The sequence below is a fragment of the Chryseobacterium pyrolae genome (genome assembly GCF_025153485.1).
Classification (GTDB): domain Bacteria; phylum Bacteroidota; class Bacteroidia; order Flavobacteriales; family Weeksellaceae; genus Chryseobacterium; species Chryseobacterium antibioticum.
Genome location: NZ_JANZQH010000013.1, coordinates 72,008 through 98,231 on the forward strand (window position 1 = coordinate 72,008; position 26,224 = coordinate 98,231).

Consider the following 26,224-nt stretch of genomic DNA (forward strand, 5'->3'; position numbering starts at 1 on the left):
TTAAAACTTAAGAGTAACCTCCGCTACAAAGTTACGGGGCATTTGGGCTACTATAACACCCTGCCCTGCGAAATACTGTGCATTTCCTAAATTATTCATTTTAAAGCCTAATCTGTATCTTTCTTTTTCAAGAGATACAGAAGCGTTCACTAAAGTATAAGCCGGAAATGTAAATTGTCCGGTATTCGCATTATCTACACTAATCTGCTCACCCACACGGTTCACTCCAAAGCCTAATCCAAGACCTGAAAGCCCTTTGATCGGCAATATGTAGCTTACCCATGAATTGAATACATTAGCCGGACCTGAAGACGACGGACGCCGGCCATCTACATTGGCAGCAGCTTTTACAAACTTACTGTCATTGTAAGAATATCCTGCCATAATGTTAAGGCCCTGAATAGGGTTCAGAATCGTTTCAATTTCGATACCCTTACTTCTCTGTTCTCCGTCCTGGATCGTCACATTATAGTTTTTTCCATCACGATTTACGACATCTGCTCTTAACATATTATCGACCAAAATATCATAATATCCTACCGTGAAATTCACTCTGTTTCTCCAGAGATTTCCTTTGAATCCTACTTCCCACTGATTAGATCTCTGCGGTTTGAAATCTCCGCTATAGTCCGCAAGGGGCTGTGCAACCGGAACTACATTACTGAAACCATTCATATAGTTAGCGTATGCTGACAGACGGTCTTTGAAGATCTGATAGGATAAACCAAACTTTGGAGACCAGGCATTTTGATTGAATGTTCCTGTATTGATATTCGTGTTCAGGTCGAGCTGTCCTTTGCTTTCATAATGATCGAAACGTAAACTTAGCAAAGTAACCAACCGGTCTGTAATATATACTGCATTGGAAACATAAGCTCCATAAATATTACTTGATGCTGTATTCCTTATTAAAGGTGCTGTGGAAGTTTGAATTTTTTGTAAAGCTAAATCTTTAGATATATTACCATATGTCCCTGTCACCGGCGGAGCAATTGGGGCTGTAGGATTTTTACCATCAATGTAGTCAAATACAACGATTGGAGAAAGGTTATTATTTAAAGATTGGTTTAAATAATCTAACCCTACAAGCACTTTATTTTTGATTTTTCCGATTTTAAATTCCCCGTTAAAGTTCTGCTGAACACTGGTAGACGCTCCCTCGCCATTCTGCCATTGTACATTACGTTCTAAAAGGTTATCTGTATTTCCTCTCATAAACTGATACTGGTACAATCCTTCCGTTTTTCTGTAGTTTCTTGAGATCAAAGTCTGAGAATTCCATTGATCTGAAATTTTGTAATTAATCTCAGCTTTTACATTGATGGAAGGTGCTTTTAAGGTCATATCATTATTGGAATAAGACCTTTTCCAGTCGAACCCAAGCTCATCAGGAGTTCTTGCAATAAACTGTCTGTTTCTCGGTAAAAAGATAATGGGCGTATTCGTTCCTTCATACGTATAAATCTGGGCTCCCAAATTAAACTTTAACCGGTCATTCACCTGGTAGCTGAATGTTGGAGCGACAAACATGGATTTTCTGAACTCAGAATCTCTGAATCCGTTCTGATACTGATAGGCAGCGTTTACACGGAATAAAGTCTTCCTTGAATCCGTAATCGGACCATATACATCAGCCGTCACACGGTTCAGGTTATAACTTCCCAAAAGATAAGAAGCTTCTCCGCCGAAATAATCTTTAGGCTTTTTCGTCACCACATTAATTAATCCTCCAAAAGAATTAACCGCACCACCGTAAAGCGTTCCGGAAGGGCCTTTAATTACGTCGATACGCTCAATATCCGCAGGATCAATATCCGAGTTGGTGGTCGCAGGAACACCATCTATCATAGAAACTCTGGTAGGGAAACCTCTTAAATTATAATAAAAACTTCCGTCTCCCGCTCTACCCGCACTTCCCTGCATTTTTACAACACCCGGAGCATTTTTTAAAGCGTCAGAAACGTCATAAATAAGCTGCTCTTTCAGGATCTGCTGGTTAATACTTGTGTAGAACTGTGGATTTTCGATGTTTCTCAATGGCATTTTAGAGATCGAGGTACTGTCCTTATCCAGAAATTTGTTTCTGCTTACGGCATATACTGTAATCCCTTCGATAACATTGTTTTCTGTTTCAGGATAAATCACCGGAATTTCAAAAACATCTTTTTCTATGCGGATCTGCTCACGCATTAATTCAATATCATTTAAAACTACCTGAAGCGTATATTCTCCCGGCGGCACATTATCAAAGTAATATTCTCCTAAACTGTTGGTCTTAGCCTGATACGGTGTATTGACTAATCTTAAAAGCGCATTCTTAACGGGCACTTTTTCAGACAGCATGACCTTGCCGTTAACGCGTTCACTCTGCTGGGCAGAAACAAATAATGGAAGACCGACAAGAAATAAAAGTAATATAGGGGTTTTAAATATTTTCATGCTGTAAGTTTTGTAACAGGGGATAGTTTATTTTGCCGTTTTGTGATAATGGAAATGATGCTATGTGTTCGGTGCGTACATACTGAGGATTGATGCGCAGTTTATTCTTAATGGTTTCCTTAATGATCTCGGGATCAATCTCGATGTTGTCATACAAAACAATGATCTTTTTGTCATTGCCGTTCAGACAAACCACTGTATTTCCTTCCAGTTCATTTTTAAGGATAAACTCTACCTCATCCAGGTTGAGACGGATCCCGAAAAGCTTCATAATTCTCTTGATTCTTCCTGTGATGTAATACAGTCCGTTCTGCCCTCTTCTGCCCGTATCTCCTGTATGAAGAACCTTAGGCTGTGCGTAGGTAGACAGATCTTCAAGCTTGTTGGCGTACCCTCCGCTGATGCTAGTGTGTAAAAACAGCAGTTCATCCGTTTCAGGATCGATCTGGAAGCTTCCGCCGTGTAAAGGAGTTCCGATAGACGTTTCCTCTTCAAGAAGTCCGTCTGTGGTAAGATAAGCCATTCTTCCGCCTGCTTCGGTTTGTCCGTACTGGGCAAAGAACTGTTTTTCAAATTCAAGGCAGTAATTGAAGATGGTCTTTCTCAATTCAGCATTGATCACCCCTCCCGTATGGGTCATGTATCTCAGACTGCTGCTGTCTTTTCTGAAGAATCCGATTCTGTTCAGGTTTTCGTACAGATATGGAACGCCTCCCAGCGTGCTGTAACCATACGCTTCCATTTCGTCCCAGAATGCTTTCTGCATGATGTCTTTGTCTGTACATACTATTCTTCCCGCACGCATACAGTTGGTGGTAAAAATAGAAAAACCGTACACGAAATTAATCGGTACGTTGAGCGGAACTACATCCGTTTCCAGGATCGGCATGTACTGAAGGATGCTCACAGCATTCTGATAAAGGTTTTCGTCGGAAAGCTTAACCAGTTTTGGAACTCCGGTAGTTCCGGAAGTACTTAAAAGGATCTTGATGTCAGGATGAATCGTCACTTCCGGCTGGTAATCTTCTTTAGCAAAGATTTTCACCGTTTCCGAAAATTCCTTTAACGAATATCCTTGAACCTCATCTCTTGAGGGATCAAAGATATATTTCGGACGGTATTCGGTTTCCAGACGATCTTTAAATTCCGGATGCAGTTTCTGTCCCAAAACAGCAATGGCATGTGCAGTTCCATAAAAATTGAGGAGCACCTCAATGCTCGGCACCTGATTGTCATTGTACAAAAAGATCAATCCTTTTTCTACAGGATTGAGGCCTAAAGACCGATACAGCGTTCCAACCGGTGTGGAAGCACCGGTGGAAGCATCTGTAAACAACAAATTCTTGTTGGCAATTACATTTTCTAAAATTTTCATATACTTAGTTTTCTACGAGTACATCGTATTTTTTCATTTTTTCGCGGATCTTTCCGACGGTTCCCATTTCAAGGATGTCGTTAAAGTCAAACTTGACACGGTAGAACTGCTCCAAAGCTTCTACAATAAGCAGATGCGACATAGAATCCCATTCAGGAATTTCCTGATACGTAAGATTTTCGTCTACCAATTCTTTTTTCACAGCGATTGCTGATGCGATAATTTCATAAAATTCGTCTGTTGTGTGCATTTTAAATTTTTATAGTTTTCCATTTACCATTTTTGAATATCATGAGGAACAATACAGCCAATACGATTTCCGAGGAAACAATAGCCGTAAATATTCCTTTCAGTTCCCATTGAAGCCTTACCCCAAGCAAGTAGGCCAAAGGAAGCTGAATCACATAGAACATGATCATGTACAGCAGGGTTACCTGCATAATATTGCCAGCCGCATTAAGCGCACGGCTGATCACCATTGTAAAGCCTAATAAGAGATAAGCCATAGACACCACATGGATGTATTGTACTGCATATCTTGCTACTTCAGTTTCCTTGGTGAAGAACGTCACGACATATTCCGCAGCGAACTGCCAGAATATAGCAACTACTACCAGATAAGTCATATTAATTCCTCCGGCTCTCCATACCGTTTTCTCTGCTCGGTCCGGGTTTCCGGCTCCTAAATTTTGTCCTGTAAGAACTCCTGCGGCATTTCCTATTCCCCACGCAGGCATCGTCGCAACAGAAGCAATTCTCTGCGCGATAATATATCCTGCAAGAGCTGTCGTGCCGAAGGTGGCAATGATTTTAACCATGATCAGCCAGCTTGAAGCAGGAATAATATACTGAACCAGCCCGCCAAAAGTAATTTTCAGAATTTTCTTAATTAAAGGCAGATCAAGATGAAATTTTACCAGGATATTCACGCTGGTTTTGCGTGTAAGAAGAATAAAGAACTGATATAAAACCGCCAGTAACCGGGATAATATGGTAGCATACGCCAACCCCATTAATCCGTAAGCAGGAATAAAACCCAATCCGAAAACAAGAATTACCGCAAAGACCATACTGGAGATATGACAAAGCCAAAGCGACTTCATCGCCAGATCTGCATCCCCTGCTCCCCTGAAAAGACCATTGATAGACAGACGCAGAATCACAAGACCGATACTCAGAAAGACCAGCTTGGAAAAAGGAAGCCCATTATCTACAATTCCTGTATTAAATCCAAGGAAACTGATGATCTCACCGGCAAAAAGATATGACAGACCGCCAATCAGTAATGCAAAAGCAGAGGCCAGCAATATGATATAATGTGCTGTCCGGCTCATACCTTCCTGGTCTTTTTCTCCGGCTCTCCTTGCCGTCAGTGTTGCAGCAGCGATACCCAAACCAATGGCAATTGCATTGGCAAAATTGATATAGTTATCTGCAATTCCAACGAGTCCAAGGACCTTATCTCCTAACCTTGCAATAATCAAAAGATTGATACTGACAAAAACAGATTCCATCACGAGCTCCATCACCATCGGAATGGCAAGACTGAAGATAGAACGGTTGATACTCCCTGAGGTAAGTTCTACTTTTTTTCCCGCTAAAGCTCCGTACGCAAATACAGAGCCTTCTTTTACAAGATGCAGAAGCTTTCTCATACCGTCGCTACAGAATTTTTATTAGCAATCTGATACAAAGGATTAGGCAGTGCGCCGTCTTTCTTTGGAATAGCAAATGCTTTATTTTCACTGTAGCCGTTGTTTTTCAAACGAAGACTGTTGATGTAGAACCTTTTGAAGGTAGGAACATACAGATCATATTTTTCATAACGCTCATTCAGATGAGGATTGTGGCTTTTATAGTTCTCTATACACTCATGAACAAGTGTCCAGAAGGTTTCTTCCTGGAAATTAGAATGCGTATGCAGAACATTGGATAAATATCTGAAGAACGCATCAAAAACACCCAAAAGAATAGACAACGGAACATTTTCCTTGTTGGAAGACTGGATCAGTCCGTCTGCCAGATGATCAGGAAGTTTCTCTCTTGCTTCTGTGGTCAGGACAATATCATCTACAAAATCTTTGATCACAATTCTCTGCGGTACTCCGTTTTTCAATACAACCATAATGTTTTCTCCATGAGGCGTTACGCAAAGAGAATGGGTGTAATAAATGTGAAGGAGCGGTGTAAGATAGGCATCCAGATAATCTGTGATCCATTGCCGAATACTGATTCCTGCCTGTTCTGCAAAAGCCTGTACCAAAGGAACTCCATTCTGATCTACAAAAAGCAGGGAAGCCATGGTAAACACTTCTTCGTCTTCCTGTAAATAATTGGAAGCACTCTCGCGCCATAAAGCCCCAAGAAATTCATTATACTGATAAGGAACACCGGCAATAGCACTGTATTGAGGATGCAGGTAAGCAATAGAAGCTTCTTCTCCTAAAAATATGGTTCCTTTTGTTTCAAGATAAGCGTCGCCTTTGATTAATCCTTTTACCCAATCTGTTATAGAAGGCGCAATTTTCATCTGCTTAGGCGACAGTCCTCTGATGTTTCCTGTACTTAAAATAGAAACAGCCGTTTTCAGATATCTTTTTTCAGGATGATCTGTATTGAACAAAGTTCTGATGCTCTGTTGCGGGCTATACACATCATTTCCTTCTCCTAAAAGAATTAAAATACCGGATGCGATATCGCCTGCAAAGTGAATTTTCAGCTTATGTTCCCACTGCCACGGATGCACGGGAATTAAATTATAATCATCAGGAGACTTTCCGGAATCAATCAACCTTTGTTGAAATACCTGATACAATTCGTCTCCAATTTCAGAACGGTAAAATCCTTCCTGATCTATATGTTCCAGCGACTGGAACGCTGATCTGTCCTTATGAGCAGCCAGCCATAAGACTTTTAAATCCTCTCCTGCTTCGGGAGCAAATGTTTCAAGATCGGTAGGAGAAAATCCTAATCTGCTTTTGTTAACGATTACCCACGGATGGCCCGTCATCTGATGCTCTACGGTTTGGTAATTACTTGATGCCAGTTCTTTTGAAGACATAACGCCTCTGGATAAGATCAATGCGTCACAGTATAAAGTATGTAACAATTCTTCGGTATATCTCGCCAGCGTATTGGCATCTAAATCGAAGACGGTCTGCATTTCAAGGAAGAACTGGGGAATATTCAGCGCTGAGGTGGGTACGCCATTCTCTATTTTCACGATACTTTCCGTATCAATATGCCAGTAATCCATCATCCTTTCCTGTCCTCGGAAAATGTATTCTATAGTTGAGTTTCCGGTCTCCAATTTGAAGACCGTAAATCCTTCTTCGTCCTGAGTAACGGCAACAGGTTTTAATCGTTCTTCATGCATTAACTCTGCAATCGTCTTGGCCATAAGATCTCTGTTGGCCTGTAGCCAGATTTTCTGGCTGATGGTATTATTTTTTAAGTTGGTGTTCATTGTTCTGTTATATTTTGACAGTTGATACAGCAGCGTGTTTCTCTACATCAAAATCCTGGAAAGCAATTTTCTTTTCAATTTTGTAGTATTCTCTTCCCAAAATGTCATTGATGATATAGGAATTACGGTAGGCCGCCATTCCAAGATCGGTAGAAATGTAACTGTGGGTGTGTACTTCTGCGTGAAGCACATAGATTTCACCGCCGTTATGATCTATGGAATAATTCCTGTTGACCGCAAATAAACCTGTGGAATCTCTTTTAATTCGGGACTGAATATTTTTCAGGAAAGCAGGTTCATGATAACGGTATCCTGTTCCTACCACCAGATAATCAGCTTCCTGTTCATAAGGAACTTCCTGCTCCAATTGTGTGAACTCAAGGGTTAAATTACCAGGATTGCTGTTGTCTACTCTATCGAGCTGACTGTTGGGAATGATCGTAAGGTTTGGATCAGCATTATCAATATTCAGGTCGTAGATGAAATCATAGATCTGATTGATGAGGTCGTAATTGATTCCTTTAAACTGAGCCTGCTGCTTGCTTAATATTGATTTTCTGGCTGCTTCATCCCTGCTGTAAAAATAATCTACATAATCAGGAGAAGTCAGTTCAAGCGTCAGCTTTGAATATTCCATCGGGAAGAAACGGTCCGGACGTGAATACCAACCCAATTGGGTATTTTCATCACGGCTTTGCAATAAATCATAGAAAACCTCTGCCGCACTCTGTCCTGAACCGATCACGGCAATTTTTTTACCCTGAGCTAAAAGTTCTTCCTTACGGTACAGATAAGAGCTTGTATGAAGAATACGGGAATCATCTTTCGGAATAAATGAAGGAATGTGCGGCTGTGTCCCTGTTCCGAGAATCAGTCTTTCCGTTCTGAAAACTTCTGTTTCTTTAGTTTTGGTGTGAATGGTTGTAATTAAATACAGTCCGTCTTCATACACAATATCAACCACCTGTGTTGAAAAACGACACTGTGGAAGCTGACTGACTACCCATTGACAGTAACGGTTATATTCTTTACGCGGAATGAAAAAATCTTCCCTGATAAAGAATTTGTACAGCCTGTTCGTTTCTTTCAGATAGTTCAGAAGGCTTAAAGGATTCGTAGGATCTGCCATGGATACGCAGTCGCACAGAAAAGGTGTCTGCAGTGTTACGTGGTCGATCATTAATCCCGGATGCCAGTCGAAACCGTCTCTCTGGTCAAGGAAAAGGGTTTTTAATTCAGAAATCGGATGGGACAAGGCGGCAAGTCCCAAATTAAAAGGACCAATCCCTATTCCGATCACGTTATATACAGTATCGTTATTCATGTTCAGTGGTTTTTACGGTGAATTCTACATCTTTGTTCTGCGGGAATTTTTCCCAGTACCATTCTCTGTAGCAGAAATTAAGGTTGGCTTTTTTATGAGGCATTTCAATGACTTTATCTACTTTGAATCCGACATGTGCCTTGTTCATCATAGACGCCAGAGAATCTACTGAACCTTCCCCTACCATTTTTCCAACCTCAGGCTGGGCAAATACATAATCTACCATAGACTGTGTGGAAGGAGAAACGTATTTCTTCTTCGGATCTGTGGGTGCAATAAATTGGTGGGTTCCGTAATCGGTAGGCAGTACATCATAATAATCGCCCACAATATCTCTGCATGGCCAGTACACCTCAATATTGCATGTAGGTTCGCCATTGCTCATGACGATGTAGCTGTGCGCTTCATCACCCGGCAGCATTAAACGGTAATAGGTTTCCAGCTCGTCAATCGGCCAGTTCATCTGCCAGATTTTGATCGCGTGTTCACGGTTAAACCATTCATGAAGCATTTCAAGGTCTTCATCAATATCAACAGGTCTCATGGTAACTGTAACATCATCCTTCTGGAAATAACGCTTAAAGAAAACTTCTTTTCCTTCAGGCTGAATCAACTGATCTGAGAAGTAATGGTAATGAAGAAGATTCGGAACTTTGGCGTAAGAAATGGCTGCAGCGCTTGTAATTCCGTCAATTTCATTGGCAACGGCCTTAAAATTGGTTTTTGTGCCCCAATGACGGTTTTCAAGTGCATAACGGGTAAAATCTGAAGGCATTTCCTGATGAACCTGTTCAAAATGGTTGTGCAGAATATTGATCAGTGTTCTTTCTTTTACCCATCCTGTTTTCCCTAATGACGCCACAAGTGCTGAAAGATTGCTCACCAGAACATGGTAAGAAATTATGTCTAAAAGACGTTCATCCCTGATGAAAAGATCTTCAATTTCAGGATACGCTTTGGAAAGCTCCGTATACTGCTCTCTTGCGCTTTCTCTTAACAAATATCCCTGTGCATCTCTTACAAAAAGAGTCTTCGGAAGCAACTGATCATCCAGTTGAATCAGAAGATTCTGTTGATGTGCTTCAGGAGCCATGCCGTATTGGCTGTATAAATGGTTTAAAGGAGCAATCAGTAAGTGAATATACTTTTCAAACCAGATAGTAACCGATTCTTCCGGGCTTGTTCCCAGTTTTTCAGAAACATCTGTAAAGAATTTCTGGATAAAATTCTGTCCGTCTGCAGGCTCATCCTGGCATAATCTTGCTAAAAGAAGTATTTTATCTTCCGGCAGGAACGGATTTTCGCGGATCAGCAGATTAAGGCTTTCAATATTTTTATCCTGATGATAAACGCCTAATGTTACAGGTTCCAAAAGCAGTTTAAACTGGTTAAAATCCTTTTCAAATGCTGCTCCTGCATGTTTTCTCCATAAAGCTGACGCATATCCTCTTTTTAAATCTTTCTCCGTGTTAATCCTTATTGATCCTGTTAAAAGAACATTTAACGAAAACTTAGGCATCCATGGGATATTTGGGCTGTACATACTTCTGATGGAAGAGGTTGAATAAAATTCTTCCCCAAAAGCTCCGATATGAATTAAAGTACGGTCTTTGATCATTTCCGCTCCTTCTTCAATGGATAAAAGATAGGTTGCTTCCCAAGGATGACACGGAACGGTATAGAAATCAGAAAGTTTTTCATCTTCGTTAAGGTATCTTGCTTCAAGATCTTCCGGTATTGAAACGAGACTCTTTAGAAATTCGTTGTAAGGTTGCTCCAAAACCGACTGTTCCTGAACACAGCTTTTATGCACCAGAAAATACTCCAGCTGAATTCCTTTATTGAATTCCGGACCATACAGAAGCTGCTCTTCTCTGGAGAATCCCATTCTCGCTTTTGTGAAAGGGTGAAGGTTGTGTCCCACAGGAAGTTGCTGTTCAGATTCCAGGAAAGAATACGTTAGAGCATTTTGATCCTGTAACCCTTCCTCCATGATCATTTCAAGATTTCTTAAGCTGCTGTGAATTCTTTTTGTAAATAATTCAAGACCTTTTTCACTGAACTGCTCAGAAAGTTCGCGGTATACCAATCCGGTAAGCTGATCAACATCCGGTTCAAAAACCTTCTGGTTTTTATGATCAACCACCCATAAAGACATTCCATAATTGTGGAAAGCACTTTCGGAACGGTAAGAAACCGGAGCGAATAAAAATATCTCGCTTTTCTTTAATTCAAATCTCATATGCAATGGATATGTACTGTTTTCCAGTGCCTGAGTCGTAAGGGCATCGTATTTCGGAACTCCCTGATAAAACTTTCCGTTTCCAAGCTCACGAAGCATTCCGTTCAGCAGGATTCTAATTGTGATTTCCTGTGCTTTTTCCGTAAGCTTAGTTGGCTGTACCAAAGTCTTCTCCATGCGATTGTATTGTATTTAAAATTTGGTGAACATCTTCTGTTGTGGTGATCGGGTTCAGGAAAGTAAACTTCAGGTAGAAATTTCCATCTACTTTGGTACTTGCCACCAGAATTTCCCCGCTGTAGAAAAGTTTCATTTTGATATGCTGGTTCAAAGCATTCAGGTCTTTAATATCAGGTCTGATATAACGGAAAACCAGAACGCTCAGGTCCGTATCGGAAAGCAGTTCAAAGTGAGGATTTTCAGTGATCATAGACGCTACATCTTTGGTAAGGTCTATCACCGTGTCTGTATATTCTGCGAGCTGTTCTTTGCCCATCATTCTTAACGTAAACCACAGTTTCAAAGCATCGAACCTACGCGTACTCTGGATAATGGATTTGTTGATCTGTGCAGGAATTTCCTCTTCATCCATTTCGGCAGGATTCAGATAATCTGCGTGGTGTTTAAGGATTCTTAATTCCCTTTTGTTTTTAACGATGAAAGCACTGCTGCTGATTGGCTGGAAGAAAGATTTGTGATAATCGATTGTCACTGAATCCGCTCTTTCGATACCGTTCAGAAGATGACGGTACTTTTCACTTAATAATAAAGCACATCCGTAAGCCGCGTCTACATGCATCCAGATATTGTATTGCTCAGCAACATTGGCGATATCTTCCAGTGGGTCTACGTTTCCGAAGTCTGTAGTTCCGGCCGTGGCTACAATTCCGATAGGTATATTTCCCATCTGTTCTTCTCTTTTAATGTATTTTTTCAGCAAAGTGATGTCCATGCAGAATCTTTCGTCTGTAGGAACTTTCACGATACTTTTTTCGCCTAATCCCATAATAGATGCATTCTTTAAATTGCTGAAATGGGATTTATCAGAAACAAAAATTCTAAAACGTCCAGCTTCCTGTGGAAGACCATCCAGCTTGATATTATGGTTATATCTCTTCTGAGAAAAACAGTCACGCATCATCACCAGTCCCATCAGGTTACTCTGTGATCCTCCTGCTGTGAAAACGCCGTCGCTTATTTCTGCATTGTATCCTAACTGTTCTGCGGTCCAGTCGATCAGTTTTCTTTCCATGAAAGTTCCTCCGGCACTCTGGTCGTAGGTATCCTGAGAAGAATTGATGGCACTGACAAGGATTTCTCCCGCCAATGCAGGGATAACGATAGGACAGTTAAGGTGTGCCACGTATTGTGGAAGGTGAAAAGCAGTGGCATGCTTTACATATATAGTATCTACCTCTTCAAGTAGCTCCTGGTATGAAGATAGTTTTTGATTAAGGTCTATCTGCTGTACCATGCCTTTCATTTCTTTGGCTCCGATTCCGCTGAAGGGTTTGTCGTTTCTGTGAAGAAAAGTTCCCACAAGGTCTAAAGTTTCTTCGACAGCGGAACGATAATGATCATAATTATCAGAATGAAAAATATTTCCAAAATTCCCCGAAATGTGAGGTAAGGAAGCGCCCAGGATCTCTCCGGCGGGCATTTGATTGTTATTCATAAGGTATTTGTATGGTGATTTTTAAAATCAATAAGTTGTGTAAAGTTGTTTAGCACATAGGCATATGTACTTGATAGTCAAGTTTTTATTTTTACATTTTTTTAAGTTTTTATTTGGTGATTGATAAATTATTCATAAATTTGAACAAGCTATTGTTATTTAGAATAATTAAAAACAAATATAGAAATTATATTCACACACCAAATATTTTTTTAATGAATTCGCTAGAAATTTTAGATAACGACCGTATTACTGCGGTAAAACTGCTTCCGAGAGTCGTTGAGATCACCTCTCAGGAAAGAAGAATGATACAAGATGCAGCGGTGCATCTTCAGAGAAAATATGGCAGCTATGAAAATAGAGACTTCATTACCCACGTTCATCAACTGGCTTCTTATTTTTTGCCGGAAAGAATTCTACATATAGCCGCTGATTTTGCCAGCGACTTTTCAATAAACCAGTACGGAGCTCTCGTATTTAGGGGATTAATGGACATTGATCAGGAAAGTATTGGAAATACACCACCGAACTGGCAGTCTGCGGATTATTCAAAATTCAATATTTATGGTTTTGCTTGTGCTTTGATTCACGGAGCACTTCCATCCAAACCGGTACAATATTATTCTCAACGTAAAGGCGGAGGATTAATGCATGCCATCATTCCTGACGAAAAAATGAGGGAAACTCAAACAGGATCGGGATCTGCAACAGATCTTTATGTGCATACCGAAGATGCCTTCCTGAAACATCAGGCAGATTTTTTAAGCTTTATGTATATCCGTAATGAAGAGCAGGTACCTTCGACCCTATATTCAATCCGTTCTCACGGAGCTATCGGGGACAATTTCAGACCTCTTTTTGAGCGCATGTACAAAATACCGAAAGATGCCAATCTGGAGACTGCCACAGAGGAGGAAGAAGCATTGGATGCCGTTCTGTACGGTAATTATGAACTGCCATTTATGAGGTTTGATGCTGCGGAACAGCTGTTCAACCCAAGCATTAAGCAGACGGATGATGCCCACAGCCATCTGACAGAGTTTTGGGAAGAAGCAAGAGATCTTATTTATTCAGGTTTCACGCCACAGGCTGGTGATGTGATATTGGTGAATAACCATTTATGTGCTCATGGAAGATCGGCTTTCAGAGCTGGAGTAAGAAATATCGACGGCGTGGAACACGAATGCCAAAGAAGAATTATGCTCCGTATGATGAGCAAAGTGAGTCTGATGGAAATGAGGGCACACACGCTTACAGAAGACCCGTTCTTTGTTATTGAAGAGCATTTGGGTAAAAACTTTGAAAATATTTAAAGTGTTCAGGTAGTACCTGAAAATTTATCCATAGAAAATCCTTTTAAGTCTTGTGCTTAAAAGGATTTTTTTTCTAAACCATTAAGAGCATTTAAGTTTTTAAGATGATTAAGGTGAGCTTCGCTTTTTTTTAAGTATAGCAAAAAAAAGACGGTCAGAAAGTCTGAACTTACCAGGTTTTATCCATGTCAAGGTTCAAAACCTTGACATGGATAAAATACGGTGATTCTAACTTCAAATAAAACAATATAAATTACTGTAATTAAGTCAAATACATTGATTCATATAAAGTTAAATTTATTGCTTAAAAAATTGATCAAATAAAGTCAATTGTTCAGATAATGATCTGTTCCAATACTGTGGATCATGAGCCCCCAAAGATTCTATATAAAGATGAGGAATCTTAAGTTCTGTGAGTTTTTTGTGAAATTTTCTGTTCATTTCTATCATCTGACTATCTTCTGTTCCGCAATCAAAAATATATTGCTGTCCTGCTGTAGCCATCAGGTTTGTTTTGCTATCTGTCAGAAGATTTTTGTTTATCACATCTAAAGGTCCCAAAACTTTATCTACCTGATAATGAGTATAACCTTCTCCGAATGAATTGAAATCCAAAGCTCCACAAGAACTTCCCACAATGCCAAATGTATTATTGTACGCAGTACCAATGTTCACAGCACCATAACCTCCCATACTCCAGCCCAGGATACCACGGAATTTTTTATCATTTTTTACCGGATAGTTTTTATTAACATATTCTACAAGTTCCTGTCCGATAAAAGTCTGGTATTGGGAATCTTTAACCAACGGACTGTCTACGTACCATGAGTTGTAATTTCCGTCCGGAAGTACGTAAATCATCTTATCCTTTTGAGCTTTCTGAACAAGGTCCGGAATATCCTGTTTGATCGTCCGTTCAGGATTTCCGCTGTAGCCATGAAGAATATAAACGGATGGGTAGGTGGCACCCTTCTGCACATCCGGAGTGATAATGATTGTTTTGATGTTCTTATTCATTTTGGCACTGAAGACATCTTGATGAATGACTTTTTGTGCTGAAACATGTGTGCTTACCGCTAATACACATACGATGCTTACTAAATTTTTCATAGGATACAATTTTAATTTTGTTGCTAACTTGGGAATCTAATAGGACTGCATCCTATCTTAGGCTAAATCGCCACGTTGTGGCTGGCTGTTTCCCATACAATTATTCTTGTTTATGAGACAAAGATGAGGCTGAGAAAATAAAAAAGCCTCAACATATGTTGAAGCTTTTGTCAGATTATTTCTTTTTTTATGCGGCTCAGCTGAGTGGGTGTAATCCCCAGATAGGAAGCAATATGATGCTGTTTCAGCCGGTCATGGAGCGGTTTGTTCTCCAAAAGTTGCAAATAACGCTGTTTGGCTGTTTCATGCTTTAAAGAGATCTCCAGCGGCTCTTTTTTTACTACCCAGTTTTTTTCCAGATAATGAATGTGAAATAATGCCAGATCGTGATATTGATTGATCAGTTCCCTGAAAGCTTTTGCCGGATATTTGATTACTGAACAGTCTTCCAAAGCAATGATACTGAAGTCGCTGGGCTTATCCTTGATAACGGCTGCCGTGGAAGCCACAAAACTTTTTTCTTCAAAGAAAATTTTATACACAGAATCTCCCTGTTCATCTATGGTATAATATCCTATCAACCCTGATTTTATAAAATAATAATATCTGGCAGCAGATCCGGCCTCCTGGAGAAGTTCATTCTTATGATAGGTTTCTTCCGTGCAGATATTCATCAGCGCTTCAACTGTTTCTTCTGAAAGCGGATAATAGGTACTGATCTGTTCTAAAAGTTCTTTCAAAGCTGGTTTTTATTAATCTAAAGTTTTCTTCATCATCAGATCGGTCTGATCATCATTTCCTAATCTGAAGGTATGAGTTCCGAACTCCTCAAACCCATTTTTCCTGTAAAATTGAAGGGCTCTCAAATTCTCTTCCCAAACTCCCAGCCACAGATAACTTTTGTTCAGGTTTTGAGCGGTTTCCAGAGCCTGATCATAAAGCAGCTGGCCTACTTTCTGGCCGTGATGGCTCTTTTTTACATAAATACGTTCTATTTCCAGGGAAGTGTCGTCCTGCATCTCAGTTTGTGCAGTCCCGGAGTTTAATTTCAGATAACCAACAGGAATGTCTTCTTCCCAGGCAATAAAGAAATGAGAATCAGGATTATTTAGTTCTGATTTCACTTTCTCCGTACTGAAGCTTTCTTCTAGGTAGGTTTTCATTGCCTCTTCTGAATTGCTTTCTGCAAAGGTCTCATAAAAAGTTTGTCTTCCCACATCCTGTATGGTTTCCAGATCTTTTATTCCTGCTTTTTGAATGATGATTGATGACATGCTATACATTTATTGCTCTAATTTATTAATAAGATTTTTTATTTCAGGTATGCTTAAGTCGGTTTTTGTTCCTGCTTTTAAAATATTTTTTAAAATTCTAATATAGGCAACCTTTAAAGCATCTTCTGCTTCTACTTCCTGATCAGGAATCACTCCTATATGCTCCCAATTTTTATGGCTTATGGAAGATGTTATTTCTCCTGCCGGAACAAGTAACAAATATTGATTTTGGATGATAAAATGATCTACCGGATTGGCAGCACCGCCCGTTTTTTCACCAATTACTTCGGCCAGTTTATATTCCTGTAAAAAGTAGGCCAGACCTTCTGCTGCGGAAAAACTTTTTTTACTGGTAAGAATGATGATATTTTTGTGAAGATATTTCTGCCCGGAAACTTGAGATTGTGTGCTGTTTAGTACTGTTTTATCCTTATTTCTAAAATAAGTAGTATAAAGATCCGTTTTTTTATCAAAGAAATAACTGCAGAATAAAAGGAGCATTTCATTATCTCCTCCTCCATTTTCTCGCAGGTCAATAATCAACGAATTGGTATTGGCCACAAAATTCATAGCGGCAGCCAGTGTTTTTTCACTGGATTCAGCCGTTGCAAAACCTTTAAAATTGATATAACCGACGTTACCTTCCAGGCGTTTAACATTTTCAAAACCAAAATTTTCAAGGCTATTATGAAAATTGTTTTCTTTTTCTCTTTCTTTCTCATTGTGAGGGTTTTCAGAGCTATAATTTTCTAAATATTTGACAAAAAAATGTTCATCTTTTATGGTGGCTCTCAACTTTTGAGTCAGAAAGGCAGCAAAGTCTTTTTTACTCAGATTATTAAAAGTTCCTTTCTTAGATTCATTTTGAAATAAAGAATCAACTTTCTTGTAGGCATCTTTATCAATATAATTGTTTTTTACTTTTTCTGTGATATCAGACAGTACTACTTTAGTATGATCGCTCTGTGCATAGGAAATCAGAGAATAGAAAAAGAAAATTCCGACCAGTATTTTTTTCATTGAAATATGATTTAATATTTCAGTAAAAGTATTTCAATGGAAAGCTTATAAATTGTAAAAATGGAAACTCAGATAAACAGCCAGATATTATTTTGTTCAATATCTACATTGTCAAAGAACTTCCTGGGGTTTATTTTTGTGAGTTCCTTAAAATCTTTAATAAGATGTGACTGATCGTAGAAAAGATGCTCATATGAAAGTTCAGTGAGATTTTTTACTTTTTTATTGGATATCAAAACATTACGAAATCTCTGGATTTTTCTGAATTCAGACGCCGGTTTAGCTAGATAACGTTTTGAGATCTTATTCACATATTGCCTTGTTATGTTATTTTTTACTGCAATTTCTTCGATGCTGAGTTCAGTCTCAAAATCAGCTAATATCGAATAAGCCAATGTTAAATCTTTATGTTGAAATTTTGAGAGCCAGTAATCTTCCAGCATTTCAATTTGCTTTTTTCTGTTAGGCTCATTAAAAATAGCATTCGAGATTTCTTTAAAACCCGAAAGGTGAATGTTTTCTTCCAGGGCTTCACAATCATCTGCCTCAAAAAAATGATAAATTCCTAAGGGTTTAAAGTAAAGCGTAAGTTCATTAACGGACTGCTGATAAAAAATTTCAGTAGGAACTGAACACCTGAAAACAAAGTCTACGATTACATTCTCCTCTAAAGATCTGTAAATTTCTATCCATCCTTTATCCTGTACAATAGATACATTCTGACAGACTGATACAATGAAATAGTTATCCGGAAAAGTAAGATACCTGACCGGTTTGTCCATATTATCTTTTTCTATAAAATAATATCCTTCAATATATTTTTTAAGAAGAGGATGTGTGGGTTGATAAAAAGTCACTTTCATATCATCGTCAGATAGAAAACAGAATTCTGAAATTTTTCACGGGATTTATACTATGAAAATAATATTTTCTTAAATGCTTCAGAAGCCAGATGTACCTGAACTGCCCAGTCGTCTGCGGCATCGCTTCCCGCATCATCAGAAATATACTTCAGGCATAGAAAAGGAATATTTTCTTTCTTTGCAATCAGGGCAAGCGGATAGGCTTCCATATCTACAATATTGTAATCCGTTTCTGAATGATTCATCTCAAAACTGTCGCCGCTACCACAAATTCCTTCTTCCAGGCCGTTCATCTGAAGACCATATTCCAGAACAGGAGGAATTCCGGATAAAGGGGTTTCATAAAGGCTGAAACCGAGACCTCTCACATCCATGTCTCTTTGAATGAATTTTGTACAGCAAACCACTTTACCTTTACCAAAGTTTTTACTTCCTGCAGATCCTAAATTAACGATCAGTTTAGGTTTTCTGAAATGAATTTCCCGGGTAAGTTCTATGGCCGCATTTACTTTTCCTATTCCTGTTACCAATTTATTTTTTCCTTCAAAAGCTTGTCCTGCCTCTGAATCCAAAGCAAAAACAAACAGTGTTTCAGAAACCGGATAATGAGCTTCGGTGTTGATTTTTATCATTGAACGTAAATATTTAAACAAAAATAAGCATTGAGCAGCTAAAACCGAACCTCTTTTCTGTTTTTATTGAACTTTATAACCAATAAAAACACCTCAATCTGAGGTGTTTTATAATGACTACACTAATTTATTTTTTATTAAAAAATACTAATGTCGCTAATCTTTTTCACAAACCCCACGAATATTGCTGTCCTTCAGTAGTGACATTCGTGAATCTATTTGTGTTTAGAAAATTAACATAGTCAGGAAGCTGGGAGGGGTAAGTTGGAAGTTACTCTTAGTCAATAAAATTTAATGAAGTAACCTTGAAAATTTAATAAAAATACACTGTAGCTCTGTATTCAGACTTCAATGACTTCCCTCTTCCAGCTTCAAACTTCCTGACATGATTTAAACACTGCATCCATCAGTATCACAAGAAGCTCCTCCCCCTTTAGAAAGGTCTTCAAACGGGCTTACCGTTTCTTTATAAGTCTGCTGAAGAGCATCTGCAAAAACTTCAGCAGGTTGTGCTCCCGATACCGCATATTTTCCGTTCAAAACAAAGAAAGGAACGCTGGAAATACCATTGTTTTTTGCCTCCTGAATATCTTGATTGATTTCATAATCAAACTGATCTGAGGTTAAAGCCTGTCTGGCTTCATCCTTATCCAGCCCTGAATTTTCAGCAAGAGCAACAAGTTCTTCAATATCTCCTACATTTTTTCCGTCGATAAAATGGGCTTTAAAAAGAGCTTCTTCCATTTCATTTGCCTTACCATACTTTTTGGCAAGATGGAGTAATTTATGAGCTGTAAAAGTATTGATGATCAACGCTTTTTCAAAATTAAAATCGATGCCGGCTCCTTTCCCCATCTGTGCCACCTGACCAATCATCTGAGAGGCCTGATCTGCTGGAAAACCTTTTTTCTCTTTAAAATATTCAATCGTATTCTGAGGTTGTGTAGCATCTAAAGTTGGATCTAACTGGAAGCTCTTCCATTCTACTTCTATTTCATTTTTAAACGGCAGCTTTTCAAGAGCTTGTTCAAAATTATTCTTTCCGATATAGCAGAACGGACACATAACATCCGACCATATTTCTATTTTCATTTTTTATTTGTTTTAATTTCTGAATGATTTGAAGCATCAAAATTAATACATTTTACTCAATGTAACAAAATTTGTTACAATATGTTAGGAACAGGGAATAACAGCCTCCTTCTTTTCAGTTCTTTTCTCTAAAATACTCCTCAGAATGATCATCAAAAAGGCAAGAATACCAAATACAAGACCTATCCAGGGATTGTAAGACGCCCCTTTGGCCACGATTATCCATCCTCCTAATGTCGTTCCAAGAGTTACTCCCAGGTTTCCGAAGGAAGTCGCTAAACTGTTGGCAAATTCAAGAGAATCCGGGACAGAAGAGATCATATAGGTAGATGCATTCTGGAAACTGGGAGAGTAAAGGAACCCCCAAACGGCTATGCTAATGATATTGGCAGGCAAACTATCCCCAGAAAAATACAGTAAAAAAGGTACAATTACAGTCCCGGAAAGAAATAAAGCCGTTGTCTTAGGTACATTCCAGCTTAGCATTTTCCCTGCGATCCAATTGGCAAAAACACCGATAATTCCAAATAGAAAAAGCATATAACTTACCATAGTTCCCTCCATTCCTTTTGCCTTATTCAGATAGTCTGCAAAATAACTGTAGGTAGAGAACCAGGCCGTTATCATAAAAAAGTTCATGGCTGTACTGATGATGAAGGTAGGCTGGCTTAAAATTGTAAGCTGGCTTTTGTAAGATTTCTTTTCTTTAACAGGCATCGGTGGAAGTGAAAAATAGATAACGGCCAGAGCAATTGTACTCACTGCCCCCTGAACGATGAAAGAAGATTCCCATATCCATACACTGGCCAGCCATGTTGCAAAAGGAACCGTCGTCACCATGGCAAGGGCAACCCCGATAAAAACGATTCCCATCAGCTTGTTGGCCTGTTTTTTCTCTGCTCCCGATACAGCAACAGACAAAGCTGTCGCAATATAGACCGGTTGCAAAAACGCAGGAAGAATTCTCACCAGCATCAGAAGCCAAAACGGGGGTGACATTGCAGAAATAACAGCTGTAAAGAGAAATATGGCAATAGCTGTTAACATCACTTTTTTCCTGTCAAATCCTGACATAAGTAAAGTCATAAAAGGACCTGTTAAAGCAATGATTAATGCAAAAGCGCTAAGCAGCCAGCCAGCTTTGTCTATGCCAATCTTGTAATGTTCTGCAATCTGCGGCAGAATTCCAATCACGCCGAATTCTGTGGTAATAACCGCAATGAATCCCAGACATCCGATGTATGCGTATTTTTTCATCCTTATTTTTCAGCAGTTTTAAGATATTGATGCGCAAATACCGCCATTTCATCGGTCGCCTTTTGTACTTCATTCAGTGTTTCTCCCATATGCATAAATCCATGAACCATATCTTTATAAAAACTGGTTTGCATGGAAACCCCTGCTTCTTTCATATGCTGTGTCAGCACTTCTCCTTCATCCCTTAAAGCATCATGCTCTGCAATAAGAACCAATGTGGGTGGCGTATTTTTAAAATCTTTTATCAAGATCGGAACAGCTAACGGATCCGGCTTGCTTTCACCTTCAGGATGATACCATTTCCAGGCTTGAATACCGCCATCTTTGTTTAAAACAGGGCCGGTTTCATAGATCTCCCAGGATTTTGTATTGAGTTGATTATCCGCTGCCGGGTAGATCAATATCTGAAATTTCAGGCGCTCTCCTACCTGAGTTGAAACGCTGGTCGTAAGGGCTCCTCCGGCACTATCGCCTATAATCCCGATCTGATCTCTGTCAATTCCCAGATCTTCAGCATGTTCACTGACCCATTTTACAATGTCAATACAGTCGTTTAAACCTGCCGGGAAAGGATGTTCAGGAGCCAGTCTGTAGTCTGGAAAAATCACGGCTGATCCTATTTTATTTGCTAATTTCCGGACCACTGCATCATGGGTTTCAAAGCCTCCTGCAATAAACCATCCACCATGGATATAAATAATGGCTGATGATTTTTGAACGGCTTTTCCTTTCGGACGGTAGATACGGATCGGAATCTGGTGGTCTTCCATAGACACATTCAGTTCTTCTATCATCGCAACAGATTCTTTTTTTCCGCTGAGCTGAAGCGACATCGTTTCAAGATATTTCCGGGTATCATCTAATGGATTCTGTACATTGAATGACTGTATTTTTTCTAAATGACTAACGATTTGTGTTATTGAGGATGTTAATTCCATTATTTTTTAATTTTTCCTGTTAATACTATTTTTACAAGGAACCTAAGCGCTATTGTTCCCAAACTGTTTATTTTCAGTTTCTGAGGACAAAATTAAATTTCAAACCTTACATTTGCACTGTATACAGCGAATTGTATGGTACTAACAAATTTGTAAGCTATGGGGAAAATAAAGGAAAATTCGACGAATAACATCAATAAAAAGTATATACAGGAATGTGATCTGTCTTATGCCGTTTGTAAAATAGGAGGAAGATGGAAGCTTCTGATTTTAAACAGGTTAAAAGACGGAAAACTGCGTTTCAGTGAAGTTCGCGACCGGATCTGCGGAATCACTGAAAGAATGCTTACCCTACAGCTGAGAGAGCTCGAAAAAGAAGGACTGGTAAAAAGAACCGTCCATGCTGAAGTTCCGCCAAGAGTAGACTACGAACTTACGAATATAGCCCGAGAGCTGATCCCGATTTGGGAAGAGCTGGAAAAATGGGGAAATAAGCATAGGGACTTGGTTCAGGCCAATAGTATTGAGGATGAAATTAAGGCTAAGGTTTAGATTTAGACTAAGATGAAGGATGAAATTAAGGTTGGGATTGAGATGCATTCACTTTGTTGCAGAACAATACGTGAGCTATGATCGCCAGCAGACCGAAAGATGCTCCTACAAAACATACTCCAGACCATTGTGCATACTGCCAGGCCATAGAAGCCAGCCACGTTCCGAGCGATCCACCGATGAAATAAGACACCATATAAACGGTGTTCAATCTGTTAACAGCATTGGATTTAATTAAGAAATAATTGGTCTGGTTCATGATGTGACTCGACTGTACCCCAAGGTCAACAAGGATAACACCAACGATCAGTCCCCAATAAGTTTCCCCGGCAAAATAGGTAAAAGCCCAGCTTCCCACCACAATAAAAAGCGAATACAGGATAATTCTGTTGATATCCAGGTATTTCTGAAGTTTTCCCACTTTTGCGGCAGCCAAAGCTCCTACAGCTCCCGCCAATCCAAAGCTTCCGACTACGGAAGAACCTGCACTGAACGGTGGTTTTTCCATATGAAAGACCAAGGTGGTGAATAATGCACACATGGATCCGAATGCCATCGCCCCACGAAATGAAGCCAGCTGTAATATCGGTTGTGTTTTAGCCAAATGAGCTACAGAACGCATCAGTTCTTTGTAGGTTCCCTTGAAATTAGGTTGCATTTCAGGAAGCATTTTGTAAACGGCCATCCAAACCAGAATCATCAGTCCTGCCGCAATACCGAACATCGCTCTCCAGCCCCATACGTCTCCAACAATTCCCCCTATAAATCTGGATAAAAGAATTCCTAATAACAATCCTGACATCACTGTTCCGATATTGGAGGATTTTTCTTTATCAGAGGACAATTCAGCAGCAATAGGGATAAATAATTGAGGAATTACAGATGTTGCGCCAATTAACAAACTTGCTGCATAGAGCATCCACAGTTGGGTCGCGAATGTCATCCATAATAATGAACCGAAAACTAAAAAAAGATCAATCAGGATGAGTTTTTTACGGAAAAACTTATCTCCTAACGGAACAATTAATAATAATCCAACAGCATATCCAACCTGGGTAAGCACAGAGATTTTACTTGCTGCACTTTCAGAAACTTTAAGATCATCGGAAATAAGTGCCAGTAAAGGCTGGTTATAATAATTGTTGGCCACTACAAGTCCTGAAATAATGGCCATCAGCCAGATAACTGTTCTTGAAATACTGTTCGTAGAGCTCCCCTGCATAGTTGAATTAAAATTTGAGTTCAAATGTAAGAATAGAATTTATGAATAAGGTGTATTTCAGATTGTTAATGATGAATGATCTTATTCATACATTCAATCGAAAATATCCTCTTTTTAAGAAGTGCAAAGGTACTCAAATTTCACAAAAAAAGAGGCCGTCGGTAAACGGTCTCTTTCAATCAACTATGGCATTTAATCTTAAAAATAATTTATAAATAGGTAAATTGGAAGATGATTTTTCATCAATAATAGCTTTACATTGCATAGAACCTATCTTTTGTGTTTATCTTTAACGGAATAACTGCTGTTAATATTTTATGACAATTCTTTTTTATTTCAATCTTTTAAGCAGAATCATTCTAAATGCCTTTATATAAAGGATTTTTGGTGAAATTTCATTTTTTTTTAGCACATTTGTACTCATCACATTTCACACTAGTTCCATGGATTCTAAACAACAGCTTTTACAGCAGTCGATCGCGGCAAAAGAGATCTTTCTGCCACATATTTCAGCAGATCCGGTTATTTTTGGATTTGAACACAATGAGCTTAAAGTTCTTCTTTTGAAAACCAATTACAGACAAAAATGGCTGCTTCCGGGTGGTTACGTAAGAAAAGATGAGGATTTGGATGAAGCCGTACAAAGAATTCTCAAGGAAAGATCCGGAATCACGGATATTTATCTCGAGGAATTTGGGGTATTCGGAAAGAAAAACAGAAGTGAATTTCATTTTGAAGATTTCGATGAAACGCTTTTTCAGAAACAACGCTTCATTACCGTCGGATATTACGCATTATACAGTCCGTCAAAATTTCATTTAATCCCTGATGAATTCAGTGAAACCTGCGAATGGGTCTTTTTAAGCAAGCTGCCCCAAATCGAATTTGGGATGGACCATTATGAGATTATTCAGAAAGCTCTGTTTACCCTGAGACAGAAAATATCTACAAAACCTATCGGAAGAAATCTGCTTCCTGAAAAATTTACCCTTCCGGAACTGCAGAAATTATATGAAGCTGTTTTAGGAAAAGAACTGAATCGTGGAAATTTTTACAGAAAGATAAAGAATCTGGGCATTCTGAAAAAGCTTGAAGAACAAAGACGTGGCGGCGCTCACAAAGCTCCCGACCTCTACTCTTTTGATGAAGAAAATTATATCAAAGCGATGAAAAATGGTATGAACAGCTGGTAATCTGATCGTTTTTTCCAATATGCTCTATTGAAAAAAAAGTTTTCAGGTTTTAGAAATATTAGGGAAATTTGCAGAATGAAAATTATTCCGCTTAAAGAAGGCAATTTCTCCGCCAGCAGAACGAAAGACTTTACATTACTTACCCATGAAAACTTTGATACCGTCAAAGGAATCAAAATGTCTGTGCAGCCATTTCTTATCATGACAGAAAATGATTATATTCTTCTTGATGCAGGGATAGGCTGGAAAAATGCTGACGGAAAGACTGTTCTTACTGAACTGTTGGAAAGAGAAAATATCCGGCCGGAACACATTACAAAGCTCTTACTTTCGCATCTTCACAAAGATCATATTGACGGCAGTATACAAAAGACTGACCATGGTTTTATACCCACATTTCCGAACGCAGAAATTTATATCCAGAAACGTGAACTGGCTTTCGCTATGGAAAATAAAGGAAATCCTTCTTTTGATTTTGACACTTTGGAAAAACTGATCAGTCTTCCGAATATTGTATGGATGGATGAAGATCAGGGAAAGATCACTGACGAGATCTCTTTTGAAGTTGTAGGCGGACATACTCCTTTTATGCAGGTATTCTGGATCAGAGAGAATGATGAGACTGTTTTTTACGGTGCGGATGACCTTCCCCAGGCGTCTTATCTGAAATACCATCTGGCTTATAAAAGTGATTTCGATGGCAGAAAAGCAATGGAACTAAGGCTGGAGTGGCAAAAAAAAGCTGCTGAAGAACAATGGAAAATACTGCTTTATCATGATCTGGACAAAGCAGTAATTCAAATATAAATTTGATGTGAATTTGGTTTAAAGATCATTAAACCATTTATAAATATCCAATTCAGAAAGGATATTAAGTTTTTTCCGGATTCTGTTTTTTCTGTTCTGAATGGCTTTTGGGGTCACAAAAGTGTAGGTCGCAATTTCCTTGGTGGTAAAGTTGAGTTTTAGGTAAATGCAGAAAATCAGTTCTGAATTTTTGAGATTGGGATGTACTTTCGTAATCTTATCAAAAAAATCCGGATATACAAGTCTGAATTTATTCAGCAGGCGTGGTGAATTTTCTTTGGCCAATGCCATTATTTCGTCCTGCACTAAAATCTTTTGATTCAAATCTTCTAAATTAGATTGCGGTTTTTCGTTTTTCATAATATTTTTCTCATCGCTACTTTATTTCTGATACTTTCCAATAGTATCAGCAAAAACTCTTCTTATTCGG

The 26,224-nt window shown here is 38.9% G+C and carries 23 protein-coding genes; 4 read left to right on the forward strand and 19 right to left on the reverse strand.

Annotation, left to right across the window (positions count from 1 at the left end; translation table 11 throughout):
- The 8 genes from NZD88_RS20195 to NZD88_RS20230 are packed head-to-tail and all read right to left on the reverse strand — an operon-like array spanning window position 1 to window position 12,521.
- Window positions 1–2,439, reverse strand: a complete 2,439-nt coding sequence (locus NZD88_RS20195; protein ID WP_259831536.1) for a TonB-dependent receptor — start codon at window positions 2,437–2,439, stop codon at window positions 1–3.
- The gene (locus tag NZD88_RS20200) at window positions 2,426–3,814 is read right to left on the reverse strand and encodes an AMP-binding protein (protein WP_259831538.1); all 1,389 of its coding nucleotides are present in this window, start codon (window positions 3,812–3,814) and stop codon (window positions 2,426–2,428) included. Before NZD88_RS20200 ends, NZD88_RS20195 begins: the two co-directional genes overlap by 14 nt.
- Before the next feature lie 4 nt (window positions 3,815–3,818).
- Complete coding sequence (locus NZD88_RS20205; protein WP_062646915.1) at window positions 3,819–4,064, reverse strand: acyl carrier protein; 246 nt, start codon at window positions 4,062–4,064, stop codon at window positions 3,819–3,821.
- A 1-nt stretch (window position 4,065) separates the two neighbouring features.
- Entirely contained in the window at window positions 4,066–5,469 is a 1,404-nt protein-coding gene (locus NZD88_RS20210) for an MATE family efflux transporter (protein ID WP_259831541.1), read from the reverse strand.
- Complete coding sequence (locus NZD88_RS20215) at window positions 5,466–7,280, reverse strand: IucA/IucC family protein (protein WP_259831542.1); 1,815 nt, start codon at window positions 7,278–7,280, stop codon at window positions 5,466–5,468. The genes NZD88_RS20210 and NZD88_RS20215 overlap by 4 nt, the downstream gene beginning before the upstream one ends.
- Window positions 7,281–7,287: 7 nt before the next feature.
- Complete coding sequence (locus NZD88_RS20220) at window positions 7,288–8,604, reverse strand: lysine N(6)-hydroxylase/L-ornithine N(5)-oxygenase family protein (RefSeq protein ID WP_259831543.1); 1,317 nt, start codon at window positions 8,602–8,604, stop codon at window positions 7,288–7,290.
- The gene (locus NZD88_RS20225) at window positions 8,597–11,023 is read right to left on the reverse strand and encodes a GNAT family N-acetyltransferase (RefSeq protein ID WP_259831545.1); all 2,427 of its coding nucleotides are present in this window, start codon (window positions 11,021–11,023) and stop codon (window positions 8,597–8,599) included. Before NZD88_RS20225 ends, NZD88_RS20220 begins: the two co-directional genes overlap by 8 nt.
- Window positions 10,995–12,521, reverse strand: a complete 1,527-nt coding sequence (locus NZD88_RS20230) for a pyridoxal phosphate-dependent decarboxylase family protein (RefSeq protein ID WP_259831547.1) — start codon at window positions 12,519–12,521, stop codon at window positions 10,995–10,997. The genes NZD88_RS20225 and NZD88_RS20230 overlap by 29 nt, the downstream gene beginning before the upstream one ends.
- 215 nt (window positions 12,522–12,736) lie before the next feature.
- On the opposite strand from NZD88_RS20230, the gene NZD88_RS20235 reads away from it, so the two are divergent.
- Window positions 12,737–13,834 carry a Fe(II)-2OG oxygenase family protein gene (locus tag NZD88_RS20235; protein ID WP_259831549.1) on the forward strand — a complete coding sequence of 366 codons (1,098 nt, stop codon included), beginning with the start codon at window positions 12,737–12,739 and terminating at the stop codon, window positions 13,832–13,834.
- Window positions 13,835–14,131: 297 nt separating this feature from the next.
- On the opposite strand, the gene NZD88_RS20240 is transcribed toward NZD88_RS20235, so the two are convergent.
- The 9 genes from NZD88_RS20240 to NZD88_RS20280 all read right to left on the reverse strand — a co-directional run bounded on the left by NZD88_RS20240 (window position 14,132) and on the right by NZD88_RS20280 (window position 22,020).
- The gene (locus tag NZD88_RS20240) at window positions 14,132–14,944 is read right to left on the reverse strand and encodes an alpha/beta hydrolase (RefSeq protein WP_259831551.1); all 813 of its coding nucleotides are present in this window, start codon (window positions 14,942–14,944) and stop codon (window positions 14,132–14,134) included.
- A 170-nt stretch (window positions 14,945–15,114) separates the two neighbouring features.
- Entirely contained in the window at window positions 15,115–15,684 is a 570-nt protein-coding gene (locus NZD88_RS20245) for a Crp/Fnr family transcriptional regulator (RefSeq protein ID WP_259831553.1), read from the reverse strand.
- A 12-nt stretch (window positions 15,685–15,696) separates the two neighbouring features.
- Window positions 15,697–16,218 carry a GNAT family N-acetyltransferase gene (locus NZD88_RS20250; RefSeq protein WP_259831554.1) on the reverse strand — a complete coding sequence of 174 codons (522 nt, stop codon included), beginning with the start codon at window positions 16,216–16,218 and terminating at the stop codon, window positions 15,697–15,699.
- A 9-nt stretch (window positions 16,219–16,227) separates the two neighbouring features.
- Window positions 16,228–17,238 carry a S41 family peptidase gene (locus NZD88_RS20255; RefSeq protein WP_259831556.1) on the reverse strand — a complete coding sequence of 337 codons (1,011 nt, stop codon included), beginning with the start codon at window positions 17,236–17,238 and terminating at the stop codon, window positions 16,228–16,230.
- A 68-nt stretch (window positions 17,239–17,306) separates the two neighbouring features.
- The gene (locus NZD88_RS20260) at window positions 17,307–18,020 is read right to left on the reverse strand and encodes a helix-turn-helix domain-containing protein (protein WP_259831557.1); all 714 of its coding nucleotides are present in this window, start codon (window positions 18,018–18,020) and stop codon (window positions 17,307–17,309) included.
- A gap of 131 nt (window positions 18,021–18,151) precedes the next feature.
- Complete coding sequence (locus tag NZD88_RS20265; protein WP_169233178.1) at window positions 18,152–18,733, reverse strand: 5'-methylthioadenosine/S-adenosylhomocysteine nucleosidase family protein; 582 nt, start codon at window positions 18,731–18,733, stop codon at window positions 18,152–18,154.
- A 390-nt stretch (window positions 18,734–19,123) separates the two neighbouring features.
- Window positions 19,124–19,825: a DsbA family oxidoreductase gene (locus NZD88_RS20270; RefSeq protein ID WP_259831558.1), complete on the reverse strand. Its 702-nt coding sequence runs from the start codon at window positions 19,823–19,825 to the stop codon at window positions 19,124–19,126.
- Between the two features lie 84 nt (window positions 19,826–19,909).
- Window positions 19,910–21,082 carry an MFS transporter gene (locus tag NZD88_RS20275; RefSeq protein WP_259831560.1) on the reverse strand — a complete coding sequence of 391 codons (1,173 nt, stop codon included), beginning with the start codon at window positions 21,080–21,082 and terminating at the stop codon, window positions 19,910–19,912.
- A 2-nt stretch (window positions 21,083–21,084) separates the two neighbouring features.
- Window positions 21,085–22,020: an alpha/beta hydrolase gene (locus tag NZD88_RS20280; protein WP_259831562.1), complete on the reverse strand. Its 936-nt coding sequence runs from the start codon at window positions 22,018–22,020 to the stop codon at window positions 21,085–21,087.
- A 159-nt stretch (window positions 22,021–22,179) separates the two neighbouring features.
- Here NZD88_RS20280 and NZD88_RS20285 point away from each other — a divergent pair, with 159 nt between their 5' ends.
- Window positions 22,180–22,572 (forward strand): winged helix-turn-helix transcriptional regulator, encoded by a 393-nt coding sequence (locus NZD88_RS20285; RefSeq protein WP_259831564.1) that lies wholly within the window; start codon window positions 22,180–22,182, stop codon window positions 22,570–22,572.
- A 25-nt stretch (window positions 22,573–22,597) separates the two neighbouring features.
- On the opposite strand, the gene NZD88_RS20290 is transcribed toward NZD88_RS20285, so the two are convergent.
- The gene (locus tag NZD88_RS20290; protein WP_259831565.1) at window positions 22,598–23,794 is read right to left on the reverse strand and encodes an MFS transporter; all 1,197 of its coding nucleotides are present in this window, start codon (window positions 23,792–23,794) and stop codon (window positions 22,598–22,600) included.
- Window positions 23,795–24,237: 443 nt separating this feature from the next.
- On the opposite strand from NZD88_RS20290, the gene NZD88_RS20295 reads away from it, so the two are divergent.
- Both NZD88_RS20295 and NZD88_RS20300 read left to right on the forward strand, forming a co-directional pair.
- The gene (locus NZD88_RS20295) at window positions 24,238–24,987 is read left to right on the forward strand and encodes an NUDIX hydrolase (protein WP_259831567.1); all 750 of its coding nucleotides are present in this window, start codon (window positions 24,238–24,240) and stop codon (window positions 24,985–24,987) included.
- A gap of 75 nt (window positions 24,988–25,062) precedes the next feature.
- The gene (locus NZD88_RS20300) at window positions 25,063–25,794 is read left to right on the forward strand and encodes an MBL fold metallo-hydrolase (RefSeq protein ID WP_259831570.1); all 732 of its coding nucleotides are present in this window, start codon (window positions 25,063–25,065) and stop codon (window positions 25,792–25,794) included.
- A gap of 18 nt (window positions 25,795–25,812) precedes the next feature.
- Here the strand turns inward: NZD88_RS20300 and NZD88_RS20305 are convergent, their stop codons facing one another.
- A complete protein-coding gene (locus NZD88_RS20305; RefSeq protein WP_259831572.1) occupies window positions 25,813–26,154 on the reverse strand; it encodes a helix-turn-helix transcriptional regulator in 342 nt (113 codons plus the stop codon).
- Between the last annotated feature and the right edge of the window lie 70 nt (window positions 26,155–26,224).